The organism is Agrobacterium sp. 33MFTa1.1 (assembly GCF_004328495.1).
GTDB lineage: Bacteria > Pseudomonadota > Alphaproteobacteria > Rhizobiales > Rhizobiaceae > Agrobacterium > Agrobacterium pusense.
Window position 1 is genome coordinate 1,648,230 of record NZ_CP036359.1, and the last position, 24,215, is coordinate 1,672,444.

General features: G+C 58.9%; 16 protein-coding genes. 6 read left to right on the top strand and 10 right to left on the bottom strand.

Going from position 1 to position 24,215, the window contains the following annotated elements:
• Nucleotides 1-7: 7 nt before the first annotated feature.
• The 6 genes from EYD00_RS21380 to EYD00_RS21405 all read right to left on the bottom strand — a co-directional run bounded on the left by EYD00_RS21380 (nucleotide 8) and on the right by EYD00_RS21405 (nucleotide 7,370).
• Nucleotides 8-1,999 carry an alpha-glucosidase gene (locus EYD00_RS21380; protein ID WP_022563680.1) on the bottom strand — a complete coding sequence of 664 codons (1,992 nt, stop codon included), beginning with the start codon at nucleotides 1,997-1,999 and terminating at the stop codon, nucleotides 8-10.
• A gap of 11 nt (nucleotides 2,000-2,010) precedes the next feature.
• Entirely contained in the window at nucleotides 2,011-2,868 is an 858-nt protein-coding gene (locus EYD00_RS21385; protein ID WP_006698545.1) for a carbohydrate ABC transporter permease, read from the bottom strand.
• A 4-nt stretch (nucleotides 2,869-2,872) separates the two neighbouring features.
• Nucleotides 2,873-3,784: a carbohydrate ABC transporter permease gene (locus EYD00_RS21390; RefSeq protein WP_034498202.1), complete on the bottom strand. Its 912-nt coding sequence runs from the start codon at nucleotides 3,782-3,784 to the stop codon at nucleotides 2,873-2,875.
• 172 nt (nucleotides 3,785-3,956) lie between these two features.
• Nucleotides 3,957-5,207 carry an ABC transporter substrate-binding protein gene (locus EYD00_RS21395; protein ID WP_022563682.1) on the bottom strand — a complete coding sequence of 417 codons (1,251 nt, stop codon included), beginning with the start codon at nucleotides 5,205-5,207 and terminating at the stop codon, nucleotides 3,957-3,959.
• A 47-nt stretch (nucleotides 5,208-5,254) separates the two neighbouring features.
• Complete coding sequence (locus tag EYD00_RS21400) at nucleotides 5,255-6,331, bottom strand: ABC transporter ATP-binding protein (RefSeq protein ID WP_006698542.1); 1,077 nt, start codon at nucleotides 6,329-6,331, stop codon at nucleotides 5,255-5,257.
• Between the two features lie 334 nt (nucleotides 6,332-6,665).
• Complete coding sequence (locus EYD00_RS21405; protein WP_022563683.1) at nucleotides 6,666-7,370, bottom strand: GntR family transcriptional regulator; 705 nt, start codon at nucleotides 7,368-7,370, stop codon at nucleotides 6,666-6,668.
• Between the two features lie 101 nt (nucleotides 7,371-7,471).
• Here EYD00_RS21405 and EYD00_RS21410 point away from each other — a divergent pair, with 101 nt between their 5' ends.
• From EYD00_RS21410 to EYD00_RS21430, 5 genes are all read left to right on the top strand, one after another.
• The gene (locus tag EYD00_RS21410; RefSeq protein ID WP_004438724.1) at nucleotides 7,472-8,629 is read left to right on the top strand and encodes an LLM class flavin-dependent oxidoreductase; all 1,158 of its coding nucleotides are present in this window, start codon (nucleotides 7,472-7,474) and stop codon (nucleotides 8,627-8,629) included.
• Nucleotides 8,629-9,522: an aldo/keto reductase gene (locus tag EYD00_RS21415; protein ID WP_006698539.1), complete on the top strand. Its 894-nt coding sequence runs from the start codon at nucleotides 8,629-8,631 to the stop codon at nucleotides 9,520-9,522. Before EYD00_RS21410 ends, EYD00_RS21415 begins: the two co-directional genes overlap by 1 nt.
• Nucleotides 9,522-10,046, top strand: a complete 525-nt coding sequence (gene smoA / locus EYD00_RS21420; RefSeq protein ID WP_006698538.1) for an NADH-dependent FMN reductase SmoA — start codon at nucleotides 9,522-9,524, stop codon at nucleotides 10,044-10,046. Before EYD00_RS21415 ends, smoA begins: the two co-directional genes overlap by 1 nt.
• A 206-nt stretch (nucleotides 10,047-10,252) precedes the next feature.
• Complete coding sequence (locus EYD00_RS21425) at nucleotides 10,253-14,224, top strand: autotransporter domain-containing protein (RefSeq protein ID WP_034498199.1); 3,972 nt, start codon at nucleotides 10,253-10,255, stop codon at nucleotides 14,222-14,224.
• A gap of 32 nt (nucleotides 14,225-14,256) precedes the next feature.
• A complete protein-coding gene (locus EYD00_RS21430) occupies nucleotides 14,257-14,805 on the top strand; it encodes an invasion associated locus B family protein (RefSeq protein ID WP_006698536.1) in 549 nt (182 codons plus the stop codon).
• Here the strand turns inward: EYD00_RS21430 and EYD00_RS21435 are convergent.
• From EYD00_RS21435 to EYD00_RS21450, 4 genes are all read right to left on the bottom strand, one after another.
• Nucleotides 14,802-17,942, bottom strand: a complete 3,141-nt coding sequence (locus EYD00_RS21435) for an efflux RND transporter permease subunit (RefSeq protein ID WP_006698535.1) — start codon at nucleotides 17,940-17,942, stop codon at nucleotides 14,802-14,804. The genes EYD00_RS21430 and EYD00_RS21435 overlap by 4 nt on opposite strands.
• Nucleotides 17,939-19,237 carry an efflux RND transporter periplasmic adaptor subunit gene (locus tag EYD00_RS21440; protein WP_034498197.1) on the bottom strand — a complete coding sequence of 433 codons (1,299 nt, stop codon included), beginning with the start codon at nucleotides 19,235-19,237 and terminating at the stop codon, nucleotides 17,939-17,941. Before EYD00_RS21440 ends, EYD00_RS21435 begins: the two co-directional genes overlap by 4 nt.
• Nucleotides 19,238-19,520: 283 nt before the next feature.
• On the bottom strand, nucleotides 19,521-20,717 hold the full coding sequence (locus tag EYD00_RS21445; protein WP_006698533.1) for a polysaccharide biosynthesis/export family protein: 1,197 nt from the start codon (nucleotides 20,715-20,717) through the stop codon (nucleotides 19,521-19,523).
• Nucleotides 20,718-21,113: 396 nt separating this feature from the next.
• Nucleotides 21,114-22,238 (bottom strand): glycosyltransferase family 4 protein, encoded by a 1,125-nt coding sequence (locus EYD00_RS21450; protein WP_034498196.1) that lies wholly within the window; start codon nucleotides 22,236-22,238, stop codon nucleotides 21,114-21,116.
• Between the two features lie 427 nt (nucleotides 22,239-22,665).
• Here EYD00_RS21450 and EYD00_RS21455 point away from each other — a divergent pair, with 427 nt between their 5' ends.
• Nucleotides 22,666-24,192, top strand: coding sequence for an ABC transporter substrate-binding protein (locus EYD00_RS21455; protein ID WP_034498193.1), 1,527 nt, complete (start codon nucleotides 22,666-22,668; stop codon nucleotides 24,190-24,192).
• Nucleotides 24,193-24,215 lie beyond the last annotated feature (23 nt).

Here is a 24,215-nt window from a genome sequence, read left to right on the forward strand (position 1 = left end):
CAACGGCTCAGATGGTGCGGAGCTGTTCAAACAGGGTGACGTTGCCACTATCGGCGCGGTAGAAAACCGCGGGCCGGCCGAGTGGTGCTTCCACGGTAACCTCGTTTCCACCGCGATGATGCACGCCGCTCCACAGATGTACCCACTGGCCATCGCCCGGAAGATAGAGAGTGCGTTGCGCTTCTCCCGCTTTCCAGACAGGGGCCACCAGCATGTCGGGGCCATAGAGATAGCTGTCCTGAATGGCGTAAGTCTGCCGGTCATTCTCGTAATGCAGGAAAAGCGGGCGTTGCACCGGAAGCCCCGTCCTGGCCGCTTCGGCGGAGAGCGATTTCAGATAGGGGGCAAGCGCGACATAGACTGTCGTCATGCGGGCGAAATGGGCGAGAACCGCTTCATCCTGATCGATCTGCAGATTGTCACGCGGGCGGTTGCCCTCATGGGTGCGCATGACAGGCGTGAAGGCGGCCATCTCCGTCCAGCGCATGATGAGTTCCGCGGTGCGGACATTGCCGAACAGGCTGGTGTAACCGCCGATGTCGGAATGGTGATAGGCATTGCCCATGAGGCCGGATGAAAGCGCGCCGCAAATGACGGTGACAAGCCCATCATGACGGGAGAAGTCGACCGACTGGTCACCGCCCCAGATGAGGGGGCAATGGGCCTGCACTCCGGTGAAGCCTGCGCGCATGAAGAACAGCGTTTCGCCGGTCTTGTCGCGGCTTTCGACGGCTTTTGCATTGACCTCGGCCCACAGGGTGGGCCATGCATTGTGCATCAGCTTAGCGTCGACACCGTTGAAGAGCGTTATATCGATCGGAAGATATTCGCCGAAATCAGCCATCCACCCGGAAAGGCCGAAATCCAGCATGTTCTTGCCGATGATTTCTTCGGCAAACCAGTCGGCGGCAGCCGGATTGGTGAAATCGACCACGCCGCAATCGAACTCGCCGAAATCCACCAGCGCCGTTTTCCCTTCCGCATCCGTTGCGAAATAACCGGCCTGTTCGGCCACCGGGAAAAGCGGGCCGTCAACGCAGAGATAGGGGTTCACGTACCCCAGAAAACGGATACCCTGATCGGCAAGCTCGGCGATCTTCTGGCGCAGATGCGGATAACGGGTTTCGTTCGCCTGCCAGTCCCAGAACAGGCGTGCGCCGAAGGATGTCTGGCGAAGCCCCACCCAGTCCTCACACCACAGGCCCGACACCTGCGTTCCTGCTGCGCGGATTTTCTCCAGCCGCGCAAACGAATTGACGCCATCCTTTAATCCAATGATCGCGCCATTATATATCCATTCCGGCATTTGCGGCTGCCGTCCAAACCGTAGGGACAGCGCGGAGACGATATCGGTGAAACTGTCGCCGGCCAAAAATTCGATCTTCTCCGGGATGGCCCAGATTTCGATCTCGTGGAAATCGCCATTGCGGAAATCGAAGACCGAATAGGCGCTCGTTTCCACATGCAGCGCGTATCTACGCGACGAGAGATAGGTCGGCTGCGGATAGTTGGTGTTGTAATAATCACCGCCTGCCTTGCCGTTGACGTCAGACTTGAAGGTGATTTCGGTGGTCTTGTCGCGGCCAACGCCGGGCTCGGAGGTCCAGAGCGGAAAGCGCCGGCCGCGCATGTCGAAATAGGACATCTGCTCGCCGCCGCCCCAGACATGCTCGTCCGTTTCCGCAAAGACGCGCAGCCAGAGACGGTTGATGGTCTTGTCCAGCGCTGTCAGCAGGATGGCATTGCTTTCGAGTGTCAGGCGAAGGCGAGGGGTCTGTCCCGGTGCGGAGGAAAGCGTGACGCTGTCGCCGCTCACCTCGGCGTGGCGCAGGGCGGTTCGTTCGATGACGTAGTCTTCGATATCGAAATTGCCGCGATACATATCCATCCGCTCTTTGCCGAAACCGGCGAATAGGGCCGGCTCGTCGGGCGAATGGGAAAGGATGGTGCGGTTACCGATCGCAAGCGTAAATCCATCGTGGGTCTTTTCGAAATGCATGACTTAACCTTTTAGCCCTTGAGACCACCGGCGGTGAGGCCAGAGACAACCCGTTCCTGGAAGATGACGATGAGGATCGCGACCGGCACGATACCGACCACCAACGCTGCCGAAATGACCGGCCAGGGGAAAGCGAACTCCCCCTGATAAAGCTGGATGCCAACGGGCAGTGTGCGTAGCGCAGGGTTGGAATTGAAGGAAAGCGCCAGCAGGAACTCGTCCCAGGCATTCACGAAGGCAAGGATGCCTGCGGTGAAAACACCAGGCGCGCAAAGCGGCACGACGACCTTGAACAGCGCGCCGATGCGGGTGCAGCCATCGATCATGGCAGCGTTTTCGAGATCGCGCGGAATACTTTCGAAGAAGGAGACCAGCATCAAGGTGCAGACCGGCAGCGACAGCACCGTGTAGGGCAGGATCAGCGCCGTCCAGCTGTTGAGCAGATTGAGCGCCCGCATGATTTCGAACAGCGGCACAAGCAGCGTCACCAGCGGAAAGGTGGAAACGGCGATGATGAGCGACAGGATAAGCGCCCGGTATTTAAGGTTCAGCCGCGCCAGCGCGTAAGCCGCGAGCACCGAAATCAGGATCGTCAGTGCCGTTGAAAGCAGCGCCACCATGAAGCTGTTGAACAGGAAGAGGTGCAGCGGCTGATCCGAAAAGGCCTGCACGTAGTTCGCAAGTGTCGGCGCGTGCGGAAACCAGGTGATCGGCTTGACAGTCAGCTCCGCCTCGGTTTTCAGCGAGGTGAAGAGGATCCAGATAGCCGGGAAAAGGCCGTTTATCAGAAGAATGGAGGCCGCGATGAAGCGCAGCGGCTTGCCCGAGAAGAAAGAGGACAGACCGGAAGAGGTGGCAACGTTGCTCATGGGATCAGTCCTTCGTCCTGATGATACGGAGGTAAACGGCGGTGACGCACATGGAAAGCGCAAACATCATGACCGCTAAGGCCGAACCGTAACCGAGATCGAGGAAGGAGACGGTGTTCTGGTGGATATACATGGCAAGCGTCGTGGTGGATGTGCCGGGGCCGCCGCCGGTCATCATGTATGGAATATCAAAGGTCTGTAGCGCCGTGATCGTGCGGAAGATGAGGGCGACGATAATCGATGGCTTCAGAAGCGGCAGGGTGATTTCGAAGAACTGCCTGATCCTGCCAGCGCCATCCACATCCGCTGCCTCGTAAAGCGAGCGCGGGATGGTCTGCAACCCGGCGAGGATCATGAGCGCCATGAAGGAGGAGGTCTTCCAGATGATCGTCAGGCAGATGGCGGCAAAGGCCCAGTTCGGCGAGTTGAACCAGATGATGCCTTCAAAGCCCAGCCGGTTCAGCACGTCGTTGACCACACCATATTCATAATGAAAGAACCACGCGAAGATGAGACCTGCAAAGGAGAGCGGCAGCGCCCAGGGGATGAGAAGGGAAAGCCGCATTGGCCACTGCATGGAGAAAGGCAGGTTGGCGAGCAATGCGAGGCCAAGGCCCATGAACAGTGCGCCGGGCACGGTGATCAGCGTTATCAGCACCGTATTCCAGGTCGTTTCCCAGAAAATCGGATCGTCGAACATTGCCGTGTAATTTTCAAAGCCGATGAATTCCGCCGGCAGGCCCGAGGTCAGCGACAGGCTGAAGAAGCTCGTATAGACGAGCCGCGCCACCGGATAAACGATGATGAGCGAAAGCAGGATCGCCGCCGGTGCGAGTAGCAGCACGGCCAGCGACCGGTCGCCGAGATCGAGCCACCGCGTCCAGCGCGGCTGCGGTTTCTCGTCCACCCGAACCATGGTTCTTTCCGGCATTGTCACGTCTGCCACTCCCGCAACTGGATTCACGTCATCGTCTCCCGGTCGGACCGGTTTATGTCCGGCCCGTTTCGCGCCCTTGAGGCGCCTTTCATCCTGTCAGTCGAAACGGCCGGAAGGGGGGCGGTGCACACGCCGCCTTCCGGCCCGAAGCTTATCGCAGAACGCGCCGCAGACGACTTTCCATCTGCTTTGCGCCATCCTCCGGCGTCATGACGCCGGCGAGCACACCGTTGACCGTGGTGCGAATGGTCTCGCTGACCTCGTTGTAGCGCGGCGTCACCGGACGGGCCTTTGCTGTTTCGACGACCGGCAGGGCATCCGCGAACCACGGGATTGCCTTGGTCACGTCGGCATCCTTGTAGAGAGCGGCGTAGGTGGGCAGGAGCGCTGCATTGATGGCCATGAACTTCGAGACATCCTGACTGGAGAGATATTCGACAAGCTTCTTGGCTTCATCCTGCTGCTTGGAATAGGCGGACACGCCGAATTCCCAGCCGCCGAGGCAGGTCGTCTGCTCACCACCTTTGACGGCGGGAAGGCGGGCGACGCCGACCTTGTCGTTCACCTGCGATTCCTTGCCCTGGAAATGGGTCCAGGCATAGGACCAGTTGACGGCAAAGAGGACCTTGCCGGCCTGGAATTCCTTGCGGGTGTCGTCGGTCGCCACCTCCGAAATGTTCTTCTTGGAAATGCCTTCGTCGACAAAACTCTTCCAGAGCTTCAGCGAATCCACCGCCGCCTTATTGTCGAAGTTCAGCTTGCCGTTTTCAACCAGCGACTTGCCTTCGCTCCAGTAGGGCAGGAGGAAGGTGCAGACCGCGCCTTCGATCGCCTTGCCCTGGAAGGACAGGCCCTGAAGCTCCGGGTTCTTTTCGCCTTCCATGACCTTCTTGGACGCTTCCTTCAGCTCGTCCCAGGTGGTCGGCGGCTTGATGCCGTATTTATCCAGCAGGTCCTTGCGGTAATAGAGGAACATGGAGTCGGCGAAGGCTGGCAACGCCACGATCTTGCCATCCACCGTATTGGCTTCGGCATAGGTCGGCAGATAGGCGGACATGTCCTTGCCGGCAAAATCGCTGGTCCAGCCGGCTGTTGCAAATTGCGCGGGACGGATGACGTCGAGCATCAATACGTCGAGGCTCGAATCCTTGGCCGACATCACGGTGTTGAGATATTGCGCCTGCATTTCCGAGGTGTTGCCGCCGGTCTCGATGACCACCTTCACGCCCGGCGTCTTCGCCTCATATTGATCGAGCGCCTTGCGCCAGACATCCGGTTGATGCTGGCTGGAAACGAAGATCTTCAATTCGGCATCGGCAAAGGCCTGACCTGAAAAAGCGAGCACGGTTGCGCAGAGCGCAGCGCCCATGAAGGCTTTGCCCCTGGTAGATTTAAGTGTCATATGTTCCTCCCGTTATTAACCCTTGGCCGTGGCATTTTGCACGGCAATCAGTGGATCGAGCGCTCCGTTGTTGCGTCGAAAAGATGGACCTTGGACGGATCGACTCCGATCCGCAGTTCCTCGTTCGGCGTTGGCCGAAGCTGCGGCGGCATTCGTGCGGTCAGCGCCGCGTCGCCGAGGCTGAAATGGACGAGCGTGTCCGAGCCCAGCGGTTCCACAACCTGCACCTTCACGGCAAGCTGGCTGCCGAAGCCTTCGGCGGGGCCGAAATGTTCCGGGCGGATGCCAACGATGACGTCGCGTCCTTCCAGCCCCGTTTCGCGTGATGGCCGGATAGCCGCCATCGGCAGGGAATTGCCGTCGGAAAATGTCAGCCGGTCACCATTGACCCTGGCGCGGGCAAAATTCATCGCGGGCGCACCGACGAAACCGCCGACGAACACGCTTTCCGGGCGGTTATAAACCTCATCTGGCGTGCCGACCTGTTCGATATCGCCGCCGCGCAGGATGACGATGCGGTCCGCCAGCGTCATCGCCTCCACCTGGTCATGGGTGACATAGATGATGGTGGTGCCGAGCTGCTGGTGCAGGCGCTTGATTTCCGTGCGTACCTGTCCGCGGAGTTTAGCGTCGAGGTTGGAAAGCGGCTCATCGAACAGAAATACCTGCGGGCGGCGCACGATGGCGCGCCCCATGGCAACACGCTGGCGCTGGCCGCCGGAAAGCTGTCCAGGCCGCCGATCGAGAAGATGCTCGATGCCTAGCATCTTTGCCGCCTCATCGATGCTGGCATTGGCCTGCGAGGCGCTGACGCCACGCACCTTCAGGCTGAAGCCCATGTTTTCGCGCACCGTCTTGTGCGGATAGAGCGCATAGTCCTGAAACACCATGGCGATGTCGCGCTCGCGCGGCGGCAGCCGGTTGACGACACGGTCGCCGATCTTCACCTCGCCGCCAGTAATGCTCTCCAGCCCTGCGACCATGCGCAACGTCGTTGATTTGCCGCAGCCGGAAGGGCCGACAAATACGACGAATTCGCCATCGTTGATTTCAAGGTCGATGCCCTTGACGATGCGAAGCGCACCGTAACTCTTGTCCAGCTTGCGCAGGCTGACTGAAGCCATATTTTCCTCCTCACGACCGGCACGCCCGAAATTTCAATGGACGCAATAGCCGGGATCAACCTTCAAGTTCCCCGTACTGCATCTTCGAAAATCGAGCCCGATTGTCTGGCAGTAACGTGGGGTGGCGAAACGCCTGTCTCCCTGAGGTCGTGATATTACCTTTCACAAAAAGGAAATCAATAGTGTATCAATTTTATTTCTGACAGAAATCAAAAACTACTAAGTCATTGACTAAAAGAAATATATCCGCAAAATCGCCCGCTGGCGGCTAGTGGTTGGCTTGCCTGCCGTCAAATTCCGTCACTCCTGTAGATCACGCGAATTTTGCGCAGACTCAACGTATGCGAGAAACGTAGCGCGCCACGGTGTGGTCAAACCAGGTCCAGGAAACTTCTGCCACTGCACCATCCTGCGCCTGGCTGAGACGCAGGACGCGGGGCACGGATGCGCCTGCTTTCTGGCCGAACGCTTCGGGCGTCCATTCGGGCACTTCGCCGAGATCGACGCGATCCTCCGCCTTCGATATCCAGAGGTTGAGGCGAGTGCGGTAATAGAGGTAGAGAGATTCCGACATATTTTCGATGGTGATCGTGTCAACATAGGAACCATCAAGCCAGATTTCCTCGATGGCGGCCGGTTTGCCGGCAATGCGCCGCAGACGACGAATCCTGTGTCCTTCGGAGGAGGTGCCAAAAGCGGGCAGATCGACGGGCTTCGCTAGCCGGGTCACATCCAGAACCTCCGCTGTCGGCAGGCCGCCGCCCTCGATCAGTTCAAGCCGGAAGAAAGCGTAGACGCTTTGCGGATCGCTGACCGCGCGGATGTAGTTGCCGGAACCCTGTACGCGCTCCAGAAGGCCGCGCTCCTGCAATTCGGCGAGCGCCTTGCGTAGCGTACCGACGGCGATGCCGAGATCGGCAGCCATATCGCGCTCCGGCGCAAGCTTCTCGCCGTCGATCAGCCGCCCTGCTGACACCTCGCGCACCAGCATTTCGGCGATCTGCAGATACATGGGCAAACTGCCACCAGTGTGTCTCATATGCCGTTTCCTCCACCCGAAACAAAAATTGATACATCATTGATTTACATATTTCTTGATGTTATGCAAGAACAACGAGAGCGGCCCTGAGGAGGAATTGCATGACCGTCGTACCCGTTACATCCGCTGATCTCGATGCTGCCGAGGTCTCCTGGTTTTCCGCTTTGTGTTCCGATGATTACGCCTATCTCGGCGTGCCGGATGGAAGCCTGCGTTCCAGCTTCGAACATTGCTCGGATATCGTCAAAAAAGCTGAGGAACTTGGCTTCCGCAACATTCTCTGCCCGTCGTCCTATCAGGTGGGGCAGGATACGCTGAGCTTTGTCGCCGGCTGTGCGCCGATCAGCGACCGTATCAATTTCCTTGCCGCTATCCGCTGTGGCGAAATGCAGCCGATCATGCTGGCGCGTACGGTTGCCACGCTCGACCACATGCTGAAAGGCCGCCTGACCCTCAATGTCATCAGCTCGGACTTCCCGGGCGAAGTCGCCGACAGCGCCTTTCGTTACAAGCGCAGCCACGAGGTCGTCGAGATTTTGCGGCAGGCCTGGACCCGCGACACCATCGACCACGACGGCGAAATCTACCAGTTCAAGGGCGTATCGACCGAGCCGGCGAGACCCTACCAGCAGAATGGAGGCCCGCTTCTTTATTTCGGCGGTTATTCTCCGGATGCCCTTGAGCTCTGTGGCGCACAATGCGACGTCTATCTGATGTGGCCGGAGACGAAGGACCAGCTGGCGGACCGCATGCGCGCCGCCAACGAGCGCGCTTCCGCCCATGGCCGCACGCTGGATTATGGTCTGCGCGTCCATATGGTGGTGCGCGATACTGAAAAGGAAGCCCGCGAATATGCCGAACATCTGGTCTCCAAGCTCGATGATGAATATGGCCAGCTGATCCGCAACCGCGCCCACGATAGCGGTTCACTTGGCGTGTCGCATCAGGCACGGGCCCGTGAACTCGCTGACAAGTTCGGTTATGTCGAACCCAATCTGTGGACCGGCATCGGCCGGGCGCGCTCCGGCTGCGGTGCAGCACTTGTCGGCTCGACGGATCAGGTTCTTTCGGCGCTGGAGGATTACCAGAAGATGGGTATCCGCGCCTTCATCCTGTCCGGTTATCCGCATCTCGACGAGGCGGAACATTTCGGCACCAAGGTGTTGCCGCAGATGAAAACCTGCTCCCTGCCGCATGCCTATGGCCGGGTGCCTTCTGAAACGCCAGCGACGCCGCTCGGCAATGGGGAACGCCACTGATGGAACGTATCGCTCTTTCTGACACACTCGAACTCAGCCGCATCGTTTACGGCATGTGGCGCATTGGTGACGATGTAGACACCTCGCCGGCGCATGTACAGGCGAAGATCGAGGCCTGCCTCGCACAGGGCATCACAACGATGGATCAGGCCGATATCTATGGCGGATACACGGCAGAAGCCATTCTTGGCGCCGGATTGAAAGCCGCGCCAGGACTGCGCGACAAAATCGAAATCGTCACCAAATGCGGCATCGTCGCCCCGGCCGGCCGTCATGCTGCCGCCCGCGTCAAGCATTACGACACGACCGCGGTCCACATCAACGCGTCGGTGGAAGCGTCGCTGCGCGACATGGGAACGGATCACGTCGATCTGCTGCTCATTCACCGCCCCGACCCGCTGATCGACGCGGAAGAAACCGGCAAGGCACTTGATGCCTTGGTGGCGTCGGGCAAGGTCAAGGCGGTTGGTGTCTCCAATTTCCGCCCGTGGGATTTTTCGCTGCTGCAATCGGCCATGAGCAACCGGCTGGTGACGAACCAGATCGAAATGAGCCTGCTTGCCACCGATTCCTTCACGAATGGCGATCTCGCCTACCTGCAGGAAAAGCGCATTTCGCCCATGGCCTGGTCGCCGCTCGGTGGCGGTTCGCTGTTCTCAGGCGCGCATGGCGGTACCATGGCTGCCCTGCAGCGCGTCGGCAAGGAACAGGGCGTCGACGCGACGGCCGTCGCGATCGCCTGGCTGCTGCGCCATCCGGCAAAGATCGTTCCGGTGCTTGGCACCAACAATCTCGAACGCATCAAAACCGCTGCCGATGCGCTTCGCGTGACGATGGACCGCCAGACATGGTTTGAACTCTACACCCTTGCGATTGGAAAAGAGGTGGCGTGATGACAGTTGCAGAGGCAATCAAAATGCCCAATGAACATGTATTCGTTCCCGGCGGCGAAAACAGCCGCAGCTTTCGCAATGCGCTCGGCGCTTTCACGACAGGTGTTACGGTGGTAACAGCCACGACCCCGGAAGGCCCGATCGGCATGACGGTCAACAGCTTCGCATCCGTCTCGCTCGATCCGCCGTTGGTGCTGTGGTCACCTGCGAAAAGCTCGTCGCGTTATCAGGCCTTCAGCGGCGCGACCCATTTCGCCATTCATGTGCTGAGCGCCGATCAGGACGTGCTGAGCGCCCGCTTCACCCGCAACGGCCGTGCTTTCGATGATCTTGAATGGGAATTGAACGATGAAGGTGTACCGGTCATCCCCGGAACGCTGGCCCGTTTTGAGTGCAGGCAGGCGGCGGCGCATGATGCGGGCGATCACACTATCATCGTCGGCGAGGTGTTGCGCGCTGCCCATCGTGATGGTGATCCGCTGTGCTTTTCGGGTGGAGCCTTCGGACGGTTCGCCCGGCAGTAATCCTGCGATGTCATAAGCGCTTAATGCAAGATATCAGCTGCAGCCGCCCGCTTTTCACGGCACTCATCCAGCGTTCAAAGTAAACCCCTGTCCTAGTGACGTTATAGCTGGCGCTGACTTTCTAAAATGGCTTAATGCACTTGGTTCGGTGAAGAAATGATTCGCCGAATCATGGATATAGTGCGGCGCTCATTAGGGAAGTTTGAATGTCCGGTTGTTTCTGCCTCTTTTTGGATGGGGAAACCTCTCCGGAAAGTATTGCATGCAGGAAAGCTGCCGGGCGCCTTTCGGTGTTCGGCACAGGCTGGTTTTTGTCGATTCTTCTTTCCGTTAGCCTTGGTCAGAGTGCTTGTGCGGAAACCTTGAACTGGACCGGCGCTGGGGGCGGCAGTTGGTCTGCCTCGACGAACTGGGCGCCGTCAGCCCACGTGCCCGATGCCGGCGATGACGTGTTGATCAACAGCGATGGCCCGGTTGTCGTGGCCAGCACATCTGCCACGGCCAATTCCGTCAAGGTCGGGCAGGTTTCGTCCGGTACTTTGGTTATCAATGGGAGCCTGTTATCAAATTCGCTCAGCCTTGGCGTCGCCGCGGGAATCGGTGGTACCGTCACGTTCTCGGGCGCGACCCTGCAAAACCAGGGTCTCTTATCGGTCGGCGGTAACGGCATCGGTACCCTCTCCCTGTTACATGGCAGCGCGGTCTCGACCGGGACCGTCTACATCGGCGAAAGGGCAACAGGGAACGGTTTCCTGACACTCGACAATTCGTCCAGTCTCGTTACGGCAGGCACGATCTTTGTGGGATACGGCGGCGGGTCCGCGCCCTCCGGCGGCGGAAACGGCGAGCTTAAAATTCTTGCCGGAAGCACGGTAGACAGCCAAAGGGCCATTCTGGGCGAGGGGGCTGGAACCGAAGGTGCCACGCTTATATCGGGCGCCGGCAGCCGCTGGACGGTTGCAGCCGACACCGTCATCGGCAATGCCGGTGTCAGCACACTCACGGTGACGGGCGGCGGAAAACTCCTCAGCGGAACGACAACCGTCATTGCCAATCTTTATTCCGCATCGGGAAGCGAAGTCACTCTTACCCGGCTCGGCTCTTCACTGGAAACCGGTCAATTGATCGTTGGAAATGAGGGCAGTGCTCGCCTGACTGTCGAGGCGGCGGCATCAGCGACCAGCGACAGCGCCATCATCGGACGCCATTCCACCTCCGTTGCGACGGTGACCGGCGACGGGTCCACCTGGGTCCCGGGCGATCTTCAGATCGGTGGCGATGTCGCCGACCCCGGCGGGGCTTCCGGTAACGGAACCTTGAATGTGACCGCCGGTGGCAAGGTTAATAGCACCGCCGCCCGGCTCGGCACTGTTGCCGGCGCGACCGGGGCAGCCATTATCGATGGCGAGGGATCGGCCTGGACTGTCGGCAGTGGCGGCCTTGCGATCGGCGATGCCGGCACCGGATCGTTGGCCGTAACGGGTGGCGGCATCGTCGGCAGTCAAGCCGTCGTACTCGGCAACAGTGCCGCCAGTACCGGCTCCGCCCGGATTTCCGGCGTTGGCAGCACGTTGCGCAGCGAGGGTGACATCATCGTCGGTCGCGGTGGCAACGCCATGATGTCGGTTGAAGCAGGGGGGGCTGTCGAGAGTAGAAACGGTGTCGTCGCTGCGCTCGGCGGTTCGTCGTCATCGGTCACTGTTACCGGCGGTGGCTCCAGCTGGACGATGACCGGTACCTTGATCGCCGGTTATCAGGACACGGCTTCGGCCGAGGTTACAGCCAGCGCCGGCGGAAATATCCGGGCAGGGGAGGTGGTCCTGGGAGATCTTTCGGGCTCATCGGGAACGATGACCATCATGGGTGCCAGCTCGAATGTAACGGCTTACGTCGATAGCGGGCTTGGGGCTTCCGGCCGCATGACGGTCGGACAATCCGGTTCCGGCGGTTTGACTGTGACGAATGGTGCGTCGCTCAATGCCTATCTGTTTTCCGTGGGTTCTTCGGCGGGGTCTGATGGGGCCGTCCTCGTCAACGGCATCGGCTCGCGCGTCTCCGTTGGCGACACCTTGGTCATCGGCGCTGCGGGGAACGGCAGCGTTGAAGTAACCGGCGGCGCAGCGCTCGCGGCGCCTACCATCCTCATTGCGTCGTCTGCTGGTTCGGCTGGCGTCCTGAATGTCGGCGCAGCTTCCGGACAAACGGCCCGTTCGGCCGGCACCATTGACGCTCAGGCGATCAGCTTTGGAGCCGGCGCTGGCCGGATCGTTTTCAATCACTCGCAGACGGCGTACCTCGTAAAAGCCGATATTTCGGGAGCGGGCAGCGTTGTTGCTGAAAATGGCGTGACGACGCTTGCTGGAAACAACAGCTATTCCGGCGGCACCACGATATCTGGCGGTACCTTGAAGGGAATCGCTGGAAGTTTTGGCTCCGGCGAGATCGCCAATGACGCGGCGCTGGTCGTGGATGGCGCCGGCAGGCTTTCGAATGCGATTCACGGCACGGGCAGTTTCGAAAAGACTGGCGCAGGCAACCTCGAACTCTCGGCCGTCAGCACTTATCTGGGTCCGACGACAGTCTCAGGCGGAAAGCTGAGCGTCAATGGCTCGTTGGCGAGCGCGGTTTCAGTGGTCGACGGCGCGGCGCTCGGCGGTACGGGTACCGTTGCCGGCCTTTCCATCGGTCCGGGCGGGACGCTGGCTCCGGGTAATCCGCTTGGAACGTTGACATCGACAGGCGACGCTACATTCGCTGCGGGCGGCAAATATGCGGTTGATATAGATACCGCCGGGAATTCCGACAGGCTTGCTGTGAACGGTACCGTAACAATCGCCAATGATGTAACCCTCGTCGTCACGCCGCTGACGAACCGATCTGCTTTCAGTCTGAATACGCGCTACCAGATACTCACTGCGACGGGTGGCATAACCGGGGCTTTTTCCCGCATCGATGAGAGCTTTGCCTATCTGACCGCTACCATCGCAAAGAGCGACGACACTGGCACCGCTTATCTGTCGTTCAGCCCGGCATCGTCGGCCCCCGGATTTCTTGCCGCGCAAGCGACCACGGCCAATGCGCGAGCCGCGGCCAACGCCGTTGAGGCCCTCGGAGAAAATGCAGCCCTGTATCGGTCCGCCATTTTCCTTCAGGGCGGTGAAACGCAACTGGCATTTTCGCAGCTTGCCGGAGAAATCCACCCGTCTGTTGCCATGACCTTGATCAATCGCAGCAGCCAAACCCGGGACGTCGTTCTAGAACGGCTGCGCCGCGCTTTCGACAGCATCGATGCGCGGCCAATCATGCCCGTCGCTTTTGTGAAGGACGACGGGGGCCTCTTGTTCGAGGAAGAAGGATCGCCGAGCTTCTGGACCAGCGGTTTGGGATCGCGTGGACGTGTTGATGGCGATGGCAATGGCTCATCGGTTGATAGCAAGGGCGGCGGCATTCTGTTCGGACTTGATGGTGAGCTCGGGAAAAGTTGGCGCGCTGGTGTGGCGGGCGGTTACAGTCACGAGAGGATCGAGCAGAAGACATTTGCTGCTTCAGCAGAGGTCGACAGTTATTTTGTGGCTGCTTATGCGGGCACGATGATCGGGCCTGCGTCTCTGCGGTTTGGGGCGATCCATGCTTTTCAGGATATGGATACGCGCCGCTCGGTCTCTTTCTCGACACTGAGCGAAAACCTCTCCGCCAGCTATGGCGGCTCGACGTCGCAGGTCTTTGCCGAAGCAGCCTGGCGTTTCGATTTTGATCTGACCCATGTCGAGCCCTATGCCAACATCGCCTACGTAAACAGCCGCACCGGAGATTTTGGCGAAAAAGGCGGGATCGCCGCAGTATCCTCAGCATCGGCACGCTACGATCAGCTTTACACGACGCTCGGCGCGCGCATCACGAGGGATGTCGCGCTGGAAGGCATGCTTGGCCGCGCAATGTTCGATCTCGCCTGGCGTCACAATTATGGCGACACTGACATGAACAGCAGCCTTTTCTACGAAGGCGGCGAGGCGTTTTCGGTCGTGAGCACGAGAGGTTCGCGAGACGCAGCAACACTTAATCTGGGGCTAAGCTACGATCTCACGCCATCGGCTACGTTGACATTCCGTTATGGTGCAGTTTTCGGCGCTGGGCTGCTAGATCAGTCCGCTGCCGCCGAACTTGGGGTTCGCTTTTGATGCAGTGTAAAAAGACGCGTTGCGCAAGTGCCATGGCTGCCACTCTGCTGTTCGTCGCAAGTTCTCTCGACAGCGCAGCTGCGCAGGAGACGTCGCAAGGCGCGGTATCCTTCCACGAGGCCCACGGAAGCTGGCAGCTTGCCTGCGCTGGACCCGAAAATAACGATGAGCCAGATAGAGCGTCTGGCGCGACGCAGGAAATCAAGCGGACATGCGCGATAGCTCAGGTCCAATTGGAGGAAAAGACCCGCAAACTCGCCGTTTCCGTGGAGTTCCGGCTCGCCGGTGAAAAAGCACCGGGGAAACTTGCGGGCACGATGGTTCTGCCCTTCGGTCTAGCCGTGACCAAGCTCTTTTCCGTCAAATCGGGAAATATGCGCTTGCAGGAGGTGCAGGTCAGCACTTGCTTACCGGTTGGCTGCGTTGTTTCCTTCTCGCCCTTTGTCGAGCTGGTCTCGGCGCTGAAGGCGGAACAGACACTGACGATAGAGGCACCCGATCTGCAGGGTCGCATTGTCTCGTTCCAGCTGCAGGGCAAAGGGTTTCCGGAGGCGTTGAAACGCCTTGAGGAAGTGCGTTAGGCCGCTACGGAATCCGGCTCAGGTTTCGCGCCCTGTTCCTGCTTTTGCGCATGGAGTTCGACATTTTTCTTGCGGGAAAATAGCCCTGACAGAAACCGGCCGAAGCGGTCCATTTCCACGAAGATGACAGGCGTGATGAACAATGTCAGCAATTGCGAGACGATGAGACCGCCGACCACCGCGATGCCGAGCGGTTGGCGCAGTTCTGAACTGGCGCCCGAGCCGAGCGCGATGGGAAGAGCGCCAAGCAATGCGCAGAATGTCGTCATCATGATCGGGCGGAACCGGCGCACGCAGGCTTCGTGAATGGCGGTTGTGGGTGGTTCCGCTTTTTCGCGCATCAGTTCCACCGCCACGTCGATCATCATGATCGCGTTTTTCTTGACGATGCCGATAAGCATCAATAGCCCGATCAGGGCGATGATGGAGAAATCCATGCCCATAACCTTCAGCGCCACAAGGGCGCCGAAGGCCGCTGCCGGCAGGCCGGAAAGAATGGTCAGCGGGTGGATGAAGCTCTCATAGAGAACGCCGAGAACGACATAGATGGTGAGCACCGCCGCCAGAATGAGGATTCCGGTGTTCCCCTGGCTCTGCTGGAAGATTGCCGCCGTGCCGCCATAGCTGGTGAAGACATCCTGCGGCAGGCCTATCGTGGTCTTGAGCTGGTCGATCCGACTTGTGGCGTCGGAGAGTGCCACACCATCCGGAAGGTTGAAGGAGATGGTGGTGGAGACGAGCTGGCCCGTCTGATTGATGGTAACAGGCGCTTGCGTCCGGGTGAGAGCAGCGAAGTTGGAAAGCGGCACCAGTACGCCCGTTTTGGCCGAAAGAATATTGATGTCGCTCAGGAAATCGTCATTCCACGGCTTCGAGCTGTCGAACTCGACAATGACATCGTAGCTGTCGCCGGTCGACTGGATCTGTGCGGCGGTGTAACCGCCGAAGGACATTTCCAGTGTCTTGCGCAGCTGATCATTGGTAATCCCGAAGGCAGCGGCTTTTTCCGAATCGACCGAAATCGTGGCGGCGATGGCGCCGTTTTGGGCATCCGAGGTGACTGACGTGAAGGTATGGTCGCGGCGCATCGCCTCCATCAGCTTGTTCGACCATTCATTGGTGATATCAGCGTTCAAGCCCTGCACCACGAGCTGATATTGGCTGGCGGAGCTGCGCCCGCCGAAACGCAGGCTCTGCTGCGGGTTGATATAGGTGCGGATGCCCGCGACTTTCGAGCTGGCCTGGCCCAGTTCCGTCAGAACCTGGCTCAGAGGTGCACGCTCCTCCTTGGGCTTGAGTTCGACAAACATCGAGCCGTTGTTCAGCGGATTGCGCGAATTGCCGCCAACGATGGATGTAACGTGTACCACGGCCGGATTCTTGCGGATCTGATCGGCAACCTGCGCCTGGAGATCGCGCATCGCCGTGTAGGAAATATCCTCTCGCGCCTGCGTGGAAACCGAAAGACGGCCGATGTCTTCCTGGGGGAAGAAGCTGGAGGGCAGCACTTCGAATAGATAAAGAGATGCCGCGACCGAGGCGAGAAATGACGCCAAAACAATCCGGCGATGGGAAAGGCACCAGCTCACGGCGTTTCCATAGGCGCGAAGCGTCCGCTCGAAGCCGGCATCGAACCAGCGGATGATCGCCGGTGGCCGGGAGGAGTGGCCGGAAAGGCGCGAGGCGAGCATTGGCGTGACCGTCAGCGATACCAGAGCCGAGGCCATGATGGCGAGCGTGACGACCATGCCGAATTCATTAAAGAGCCTGCCGATCACCCCGCCCATCAACAGAATGGGGATGAAGACGGCGACAAGCGAAATCGACATGGAGAGGATGGTGCTGCTGACTTCCGCTGCACCCTGCAGCGCGGCTTCCCGCATCGGCAGCCCCTCTTCGTGCAGGCGCAATATGTTTTCCAGCATGACGATGGCATCGTCCACCACAAGACCTACTGACAGGGTGAGCCCAAGCAGGGAGATATTGTCGATGCTGTAACCCAGCACATACATCGCGCCGAACGCCGTGATCAGCGACAACGGCACGGCAAGACCCGGAATGACGGTTGCCGTCAGATGCCCGGTGAAGAGGTAGATCACTGCCACCACCAGCCCGATGGTCAGGAACAGGGTAAACTGAACGTCGGAAATCGCGTCCTTGATCGCGGTCGAGGCGTCGTTCATCACGTTGATGTTGACGGAAGGCGGCAATTGCTGGTGAAGCGCCGGCAGCTTGGCCTTGATGGCGTCCACGACATCGACGGTGTTGGCATCCGGTTGCCGCTGAACGGCGAGAACGATGGCCTGTTCGCCGTCGAACCAGCTGCCCGCATTGGTGTTGTCAATGCTGTCGGTGACGTTGGCGATATCACCGAGGTGAATGGGTGCGCCGTTGTTCGTCGATACGACCAGCGAACGGAAGGCGGCTGCGTTCGTGCGCTGGGTATCGGCTTCGATCGTCAAGCGCTGATTATCGTTCTGCAGTGCGCCGACGGGAACCTGATTGTTCGCCTGGGCAATGGCGGTGGTGACCGTATCGACGCCGAGGCCTCTTGCCTGAAGCTGCGCCGGATCCAGCCCAATGCGCACGGCATAGGTCTGCGCACCGTAGATACTTACCTGCGCCACGCCGGAAATGGTGGAAAGGAGCGGGGAGATAATGTTCTCGGCGATTTCATCGACCTTGCTGGTGGGCATTTCCTTGCTGTTGACCGCAAGCAAGAGTACCGGGGCATCGGCCGGGTTCGTTTTGCGATAGCTGGGCGTCGTCGTCATATTGCTTGGCAACTGCCGTTGCGCGCGGGAAATTGCGGCCTGCACGTCGGCAGCGGCCGCGTCGATATCGCGGTTGAGATCGAACTGAAGCACGATCGAGCTGTTGCCAAGCGTATTGGTGGCGCTGATCTCGCTGACGCCGGGAATTGTCTCGAACTGCTTGACCAGTGGCGTGGTGACCGAGGTGGCCATGGTTTGCGGGGAGGCGCCGGAGAGTGATGACGACACGTTGATCGTCGGAAAATCCACCTTCGGCAAGGCCGCGACCGGGAGTAAACGGAAACCGGCAAGGCCTGCCAGAACGAGGCCGATGGCGAGAAGCGTGGTGGCGACGGGCCTGTTGATGCAAAAATTCGGGATCATTGGCGGCCAGCCTTTTCCTGCGGAATATTGGCGGCCAGATTGCCTGCCGCCCCGCCCTTGTCGGAAAATTGCTCGATCACGAGCTGGCCGTCGGCGAGTTCCGACTGGCCCTCGACGATGAGATGCTCTCCGCCATTAAGGCCGTTCGCAATGGCGGTGAGGTCGCCGTTCGAACGCGCGACCTCAACTGGCGTCATATGAGCATGATGATCGCCGTCGACCGTGTAGACAAAATTGCCTCTCGGTCCGGGCCGCACAGCGACCGTCGGTACGACGACCATTTCGTCTTCGGAAACAAAATGCGCGGTGACGTTGACGGACTGACCGGGCCACAAAAGGCCGCGGTCGTTCTTGAACTCCGCCTTTGCCAGCACTGTGCCGGAGGTCTGGTCCACAGTGTTGTCGTAAAAACGCAGTACGCCGCGCATCGCCTCGCCGCCGGTCGCCGCAGAGTCGACATCAACTGCCGTGTCTTTCGCTACGCCTTCGCGCAATTGCGGCAGATAGCGTTGAGAGAGCCGGAAACTGACCGAGATGGGGTCGTATTTCGTGATCGTCACGATATTCACGCCGGCACTAAGGTAAGCCCCCGGGCTGACGCTGATATGACCCAGTCTCCCATCGAAGGGAGCACGGATTTCCATATGTTCCAACGCCACCTGATCGGACGCAAGCGTTGCGCGGTCGGCATCGATCTTGGCGCTGGCGCTGTCCCGCGCCGCTCTGGCCTGATCCAGCACCTGCTGTGACTCGGCGCTTTGCTTGACGAGGTTGGCGGCACGCTGAAAAGCGGCTTCAGTCTGTTCAAGTGTCGCCTGGTCGGCGGCGATATTCGCCTTGTCCTTGTCGACCGCCGCACGGGCGATGCGATCGTCCATCTTGAGGATCAGATCCCCCGCCTTGATGTGCTGGCCGTCCTTTGCCTCGATTTCGGTGACGAGGCCGGCCTGGAGCGGTGCGATATTGGTGATGTCGGCTGCTACCGCCCACCCTGTTGCCGCCGCGTCCATTGGCAGCGTCGCCTTACTGACCGAAATGGTGCTGACGGTCGGTGGTCCGCCATTGCGCCGCCCGCCCCCCTGCCGTTGCCCCTGTTGTGCGCCTGGCTGGCCATTGCGGGAGGATTGCGGTTTTGCACTTGCAGTCGTTTCTGCGGTTGCGGTCTCCGCCTGCGGTGGAGTGCTGGCAAATTGTTTCAGATAGGGAATTTGATCAAGCGGCAGGCGGTCCTTGAAATACCACGCGCCGGCGGCTGCGATGGCAAGAACGCTGAGGGCGGTCCAGAAACGTTTCATCTGACGGTTCCGCGTAATGAAGGCGATACATGTTTCCCGACATGTGCGGCAAGCCTTGGGAGCAGCTTTCCTCCACAAGACACCCAATACGCTGCGAAATCACCTTAAACTTTTGTAATGGCAGTAACCGTGTGCGAGGGCCGTTTGCCCTGCCGTACAGGGGCTGAAGCGGATCGCGCTCGCATGCAACCCCGCCATTGCGCGTATTCTTCGCGCCGGTTTGCACAGGAAAAGGCCGCCTCGTTTCCGGGGCGGCCTTTTGCGCGATGCGATACGCCGGAGGTCAGAAAGCCCGGATGGCGTTGCGGGTCGCCAGCACATCTTCAGCAACATTGCCTGTGGTGGCGGGCACGGAGCCGACGAGATCCAGGAACTTGTAGAGTTCGGTAGCCTGCGAGTTCGTGACATAGATAATGTCGCGATCCTGCATCGGGAATTTCGTGCTGGCAAAGAAGGTCGAGGGATCGCGCAGATTGGCACGGAAAATGACCGGAACGTCCTGGCCAGCGAATTTCGACGTGTTGATGCCGAGCTTCACGAGGAGATCGCGCTTGACGATGCGGTAGACATAGACTTGGGCGGGATCTGCACGGGAGTCGAGCAATCCGCCCGCCTTGCCAAGGGCGTCCGAGAGCTTGAGATCGGCGTCCTCGAACTCGAAACGGCCGTTGAGGCCGGAAGCGCCGAAGGCTAGATAAGTACGGCGCTCCCGCTCCACCATGATGGTGTCGCCCGGCACCACATAGATGTTTTCCGAAGGCGTGCTGACAAGGTGATTATAGTTGACGCGGGCCGTCTTCCCGCGCCGAATGAGCGTGACATAGGACTCTATGTTGGGAGCACTCAGGCCTTTCGCGTAAGAGATGACGTCAAGAACGCGATCACCCGCTTCCGACAGCTGCACCTTTGTCGGCTCTTTGACGTCGCCCAGAACCGAGGCCTGTGCGGAGCGGCTGGAAATCTTGGTGATCAGAACCTGCGGCTCGATGGCGCGATTTGCCAGGCGCTCCTCGATTTCACTCTGCACATCCTCGACATTGCGGCCGGTTGCGCGGATCTTGCCTGCATAGGGAACGCTGATATTGCCTTCCCGGTCGACCGTCTGGTTGGGCAGGCTGATGAAGTTACCCGGGCGGCTGCCTGCATCGTTTGGAATGAACAGGCCGCCGGCCTGGCTTTCGAAAATGGCAACCTGGACTACGTCGCCGACACCCATCGGCAATGCCGGGACGCCGCCCTTGCCACCACCGAAGCTGCCGAGCAAGGTGGTCGTGGTGGTATCACCGACATAGTTAAGGACGGAGCTGTTGATGTCGATAAGCGCATAATCCACGCCTGCGGTTTTTTTCTTGTCCTTTGATCCGAATTTTACGGAGGCGTTGGATTCGATTGTGGCTGCGTCGGGGCCAGATGCCGCTGTGACAGTGCAGCCTGCCAGAGCCGCAGAGGCGAGCAGAATCGAAACATTCAATAAACGCATTTGGTCCTCAAAATGAATATCGTGCGAAAAGCATAAACGGACACGTATAGGTTTTTAAAAATGATCACTTCGTAAATAACCCGGTAAAGAAAGTCTCAGCCGGTTTGCATTTGTTCAGAAAGGATAGGATTGAAAAACGTGTTGAACTGCGAAAGTAATATGCAATTTTGGAGCGTAATTCAATTTTATTAAGGTATCTCGGGCTAAATCTTGTGTATTGCTTATGTTATGCAAGACGCACTGTTTTATTTTCGCTGCAATTCAACATTCGTCCGCCCACTATCATCTCTGTGATTGCTGCATTGTGCTAGTGCAGTTTTGTCACGCTTATGCAGTTTTTTCCTTTGTCGACACCATGTAATCAGTTTTGATAGTCGAGTTTCACTTTGCAGGCGATCACGCCCGTTCAGCGAGCGCGAAATTGACGGTGTCGGCAAATTCCCTCAGGAAGCGTTCGCGGGAGAAACGGGCGGCATTGTCGATGCAGGCGGTCTTGTCGAAGCGGTCGGAATTGTCGACGAACTCCTGCACCGCGCGGCAGATCGCTTCAGGCGTCTGTTCGCGGAAATAAAGGCCCGTGGGCTGGTTGGAGCCGCCGAGCGGTATGACGGTTTCCAGCACGCCGCCCTTGCCATAAGCGATCACTGGTGTGCCCAGAGCCTGGGATTCGACGGGCACGATGCCGAAGTCGTCTTCCGCCGCAAAGATGAATGCCTTGGCTTCCGCCATGTATCTGTGAAGCTCCTCATTGCCGACAAACCCCAGGATTTCGATATTGGGAGTCGCGATATCGCGAATGCGCTTCATGTCCGGGCCGTCTCCGATGACAACGAGGCGCCGGTCGGGCATTTTGGCGAAGGCTTCGACGATCAGATGCACTTTTTTGTAGGGCACCAGCCGTGATGCCGTGACGAAATAATTGCCCTTGCGATCAGAGGGAGAGAGGTGGGAGGTATCCACTGGGGGATAGATCACCGTGGAATCCCGCCCATAACACTTGCGCACCCGGTTGCGGATGAATTTGGAGTTGACGGTCATCAGGTCGACACCGTTGGCGGTGCGGATGTCCCACATGCGGATATAATGTAGGATGGCGCGGGCGATCCACGAGGCGAAGCCGTGCGTCAGCCGCGTTTCCTTGAGGTACTGATGCTGAAGATCCCACGCATAACGGATGGGGCTGTGGATATAGGAAACGTGAAACTGGCCCGGCCCGGTGATGACGCCTTTGGCTACTGCATAGCTTGAGGAAATGACGAGATCATAACCGCTCAAATCGAATTGCTCGACGGCGAGCGGCATCAACGGCAGGTAAGAGCGATATTTCTTCCGGGCGAAGGGCAGGTTCTGGATGAAGGAGGTATTGACCGGGCGGCCGCCGAGAAAGCCGCGATCACGCTCGCTCATGAAATCGACGAGGCAGAAAAGATCTGCCTGAGGATAGATTTCGAGAAGGTTGTGAAGGACCTTTTCAGCCCCACCCCTATCGGTGAGCCAGTCATGGACGATCGCCGTCTTCATAGTTTCCTCAATAATATCAACGTAATAAAAATTTGTAATCCGACCTGGAAATAAGCCGGCAGTATCGAATATCAATCTTGTCTTCACCCGCAAAAGCGCGGCTGCGAAGACGAAACAATGCGAAAATAATATGGACGCAGGGTTATGTCTGTCGGAATCCTGTCCTGCGCCGTCTCTTGAATAGCATCTTGTTCGCAGATGCGAAATATCCCGCTTCCAAATTTCCTGACATCTGCGCCGACCCGGCGTCTGGCTGTGGCTGCCGAAAGCGCGCCGGGCGGGCGGTGCGTACCAAAATGCTTCCCCGTCGGTCTGGTAATCATTCCTCCTCCCTTCAAGGTTATTGACAAGGCGTCGCAGCAAGATATTCTGTTATAAAGATGCATATAACATAATAATGGAACACAGAAGAGCTGGGAGCTTGACCATGAGACGTAAAATTGCATTTCTCGCCACCGCCGCGTTGTTGCTTGCACCGGGTGTGATGATGGCCCAGGAAAAGGGCGGCGTGATCAATGTCGCCACCATCGGCGAGCCGCCGACATTGGACCCCATGGCGTCTACCGCCGATCTCGTCGGCATCGTCACACAGCATATTTTCGAAACGCTCTATACTTTCGACAAGGGCTGGAAGGTGACGCCGCTGCTGGCGGAAAGCCTGCCCGAGATCAGCGCAGATGGCAAAACCTACACGATCAAGCTCAGGCAGGGCATCAAGTTCCACGACGGCAGCGACATGACGTCTGAAGATGTCGTCGCCTCGCTCGGACGCTGGATGAAGATCGCCTCGCGCGGCAAGCAGGCCGCCGGCTTTATCGAGAATATCTCCGCACCCGACGCCGGTACGGTGGCGATCACCCTCGAGCAGCCCTATGCCCCGCTCACCTCGCTGCTCGCGTTCAACAATTCCGCGGCGATCATCCTGCCGGCCGAAAAGCAGGCGGAGCCGATGGCCGAATTCATCGGCACCGGTCCCTATATGCTGAAGGAACGCAAGGCCGACCAGTATATCCAGCTCGTGCGCTTCGATGGCTACAAGTCCCGCGGCGGCGAAAGCGACGGTTACGGCGGTGCGCGCCATCAATATCTCGATGAAATCCGCTTCGTTCCGGTGCCTGATCCGAACACCCGCGTCGAAGCCGCCGTTTCGGGCCAATACGACTATGTCGATTCCATTCCTGTGGAATCCTTCGAGAAGGTGAAGTCGTCCTCCGCCTCGCAGCCGTTGATGCTGAAGCCCTTCGGCTATCCGGTCTTCGTCTTCAACACCAAGGAGGGACTGTCCTCAAAGCTTGAGGTTCGCAAGGCGGTGACGGAAGCGCTAAACATGGAAGACATGCTCGCGGCGGCTTTCGGCAGCACGGATTTCTACGCGCTCGACGGCGCTTATTATCCCGACAACTTCTCTTGGCATTCAGAAGTAGGTGTCGAGGGCAACTATAATGTCGGCAATCCGGAAGCCGCCGCCGAAAAGCTGAAGGCGGCCGGTTACAATGGTGAGCCGCTGCGCATCCTTACCAGCCGCCAGTATGAGTTCCATTACAAGATGGCGCAGGTTGCTGCAGAATATCTGAAACTGGCCGGTTTCAAGGTGGATATGCAGGTGGTGGACTGGGCGACGCTGACACAGCGCCGCGCTGACCCGAAGCTCTGGGATATTTATATCAGCCACAGCCCGTTCCTGCCGGAACCGGCGCTGATGGGCGCGCTTTCCACGAGCTCGCCGGGCTGGTGGGATACGCCGGCACGCAAGGCTGCAGTTGATGCCTTCACTGCCGAAGTCGATCCGGATAAACGCATCGCTCTCTGGGCCGATGTGCAGAAGACGATCTATGCCGAGCTGCCGCTTCTCAAGATCGGTGACTTCAATGCCGTGGCGGCGAAGTCCAACAAGCTGGAAGGCGTCGATCCCGCTCCGTGGCCGTATTTCTGGAATGCCTCGGTCACAAAATAAAGCCAGGACGGCAATCGGGTGCC

What these genes read in the sequence shown, in the direction of transcription:
- EYD00_RS21435 (WP_006698535.1), bottom strand. Translation starts at nt 17,942, where the DNA reads ATGATCCCGAATTTTTGCATCAACAGGCCCGTCGCCACCACGCTTCTC.
- EYD00_RS21385 (WP_006698545.1), bottom strand. Translation starts at nt 2,868, where the DNA reads ATGAGCAACGTTGCCACCTCTTCCGGTCTGTCCTCTTTCTTCTCGGGC.
- EYD00_RS21430 (WP_006698536.1), top strand. Translation starts at nt 14,257, where the DNA reads ATGGCTGCCACTCTGCTGTTCGTCGCAAGTTCTCTCGACAGCGCAGCT.
- EYD00_RS21415 (WP_006698539.1), top strand. Translation starts at nt 8,629, where the DNA reads ATGGAACGTATCGCTCTTTCTGACACACTCGAACTCAGCCGCATCGTT.
- EYD00_RS21400 (WP_006698542.1), bottom strand. Translation starts at nt 6,331, where the DNA reads ATGGCTTCAGTCAGCCTGCGCAAGCTGGACAAGAGTTACGGTGCGCTT.
- EYD00_RS21380 (WP_022563680.1), bottom strand. Translation starts at nt 1,999, where the DNA reads ATGCATTTCGAAAAGACCCACGATGGATTTACGCTTGCGATCGGTAAC.
- EYD00_RS21445 (WP_006698533.1), bottom strand. Translation starts at nt 20,717, where the DNA reads ATGCGTTTATTGAATGTTTCGATTCTGCTCGCCTCTGCGGCTCTGGCA.
- EYD00_RS21450 (WP_034498196.1), bottom strand. Translation starts at nt 22,238, where the DNA reads ATGAAGACGGCGATCGTCCATGACTGGCTCACCGATAGGGGTGGGGCT.
- EYD00_RS21440 (WP_034498197.1), bottom strand. Translation starts at nt 19,237, where the DNA reads ATGAAACGTTTCTGGACCGCCCTCAGCGTTCTTGCCATCGCAGCCGCC.
- smoA (WP_006698538.1), top strand. Translation starts at nt 9,522, where the DNA reads ATGACAGTTGCAGAGGCAATCAAAATGCCCAATGAACATGTATTCGTT.
- EYD00_RS21390 (WP_034498202.1), bottom strand. Translation starts at nt 3,784, where the DNA reads ATGGTTCGGGTGGACGAGAAACCGCAGCCGCGCTGGACGCGGTGGCTC.
- EYD00_RS21405 (WP_022563683.1), bottom strand. Translation starts at nt 7,370, where the DNA reads ATGAGACACACTGGTGGCAGTTTGCCCATGTATCTGCAGATCGCCGAA.
- EYD00_RS21410 (WP_004438724.1), top strand. Translation starts at nt 7,472, where the DNA reads ATGACCGTCGTACCCGTTACATCCGCTGATCTCGATGCTGCCGAGGTC.
- EYD00_RS21425 (WP_034498199.1), top strand. Translation starts at nt 10,253, where the DNA reads ATGTCCGGTTGTTTCTGCCTCTTTTTGGATGGGGAAACCTCTCCGGAA.
- EYD00_RS21455 (WP_034498193.1), top strand. Translation starts at nt 22,666, where the DNA reads ATGAGACGTAAAATTGCATTTCTCGCCACCGCCGCGTTGTTGCTTGCA.
- EYD00_RS21395 (WP_022563682.1), bottom strand. Translation starts at nt 5,207, where the DNA reads ATGACACTTAAATCTACCAGGGGCAAAGCCTTCATGGGCGCTGCGCTC.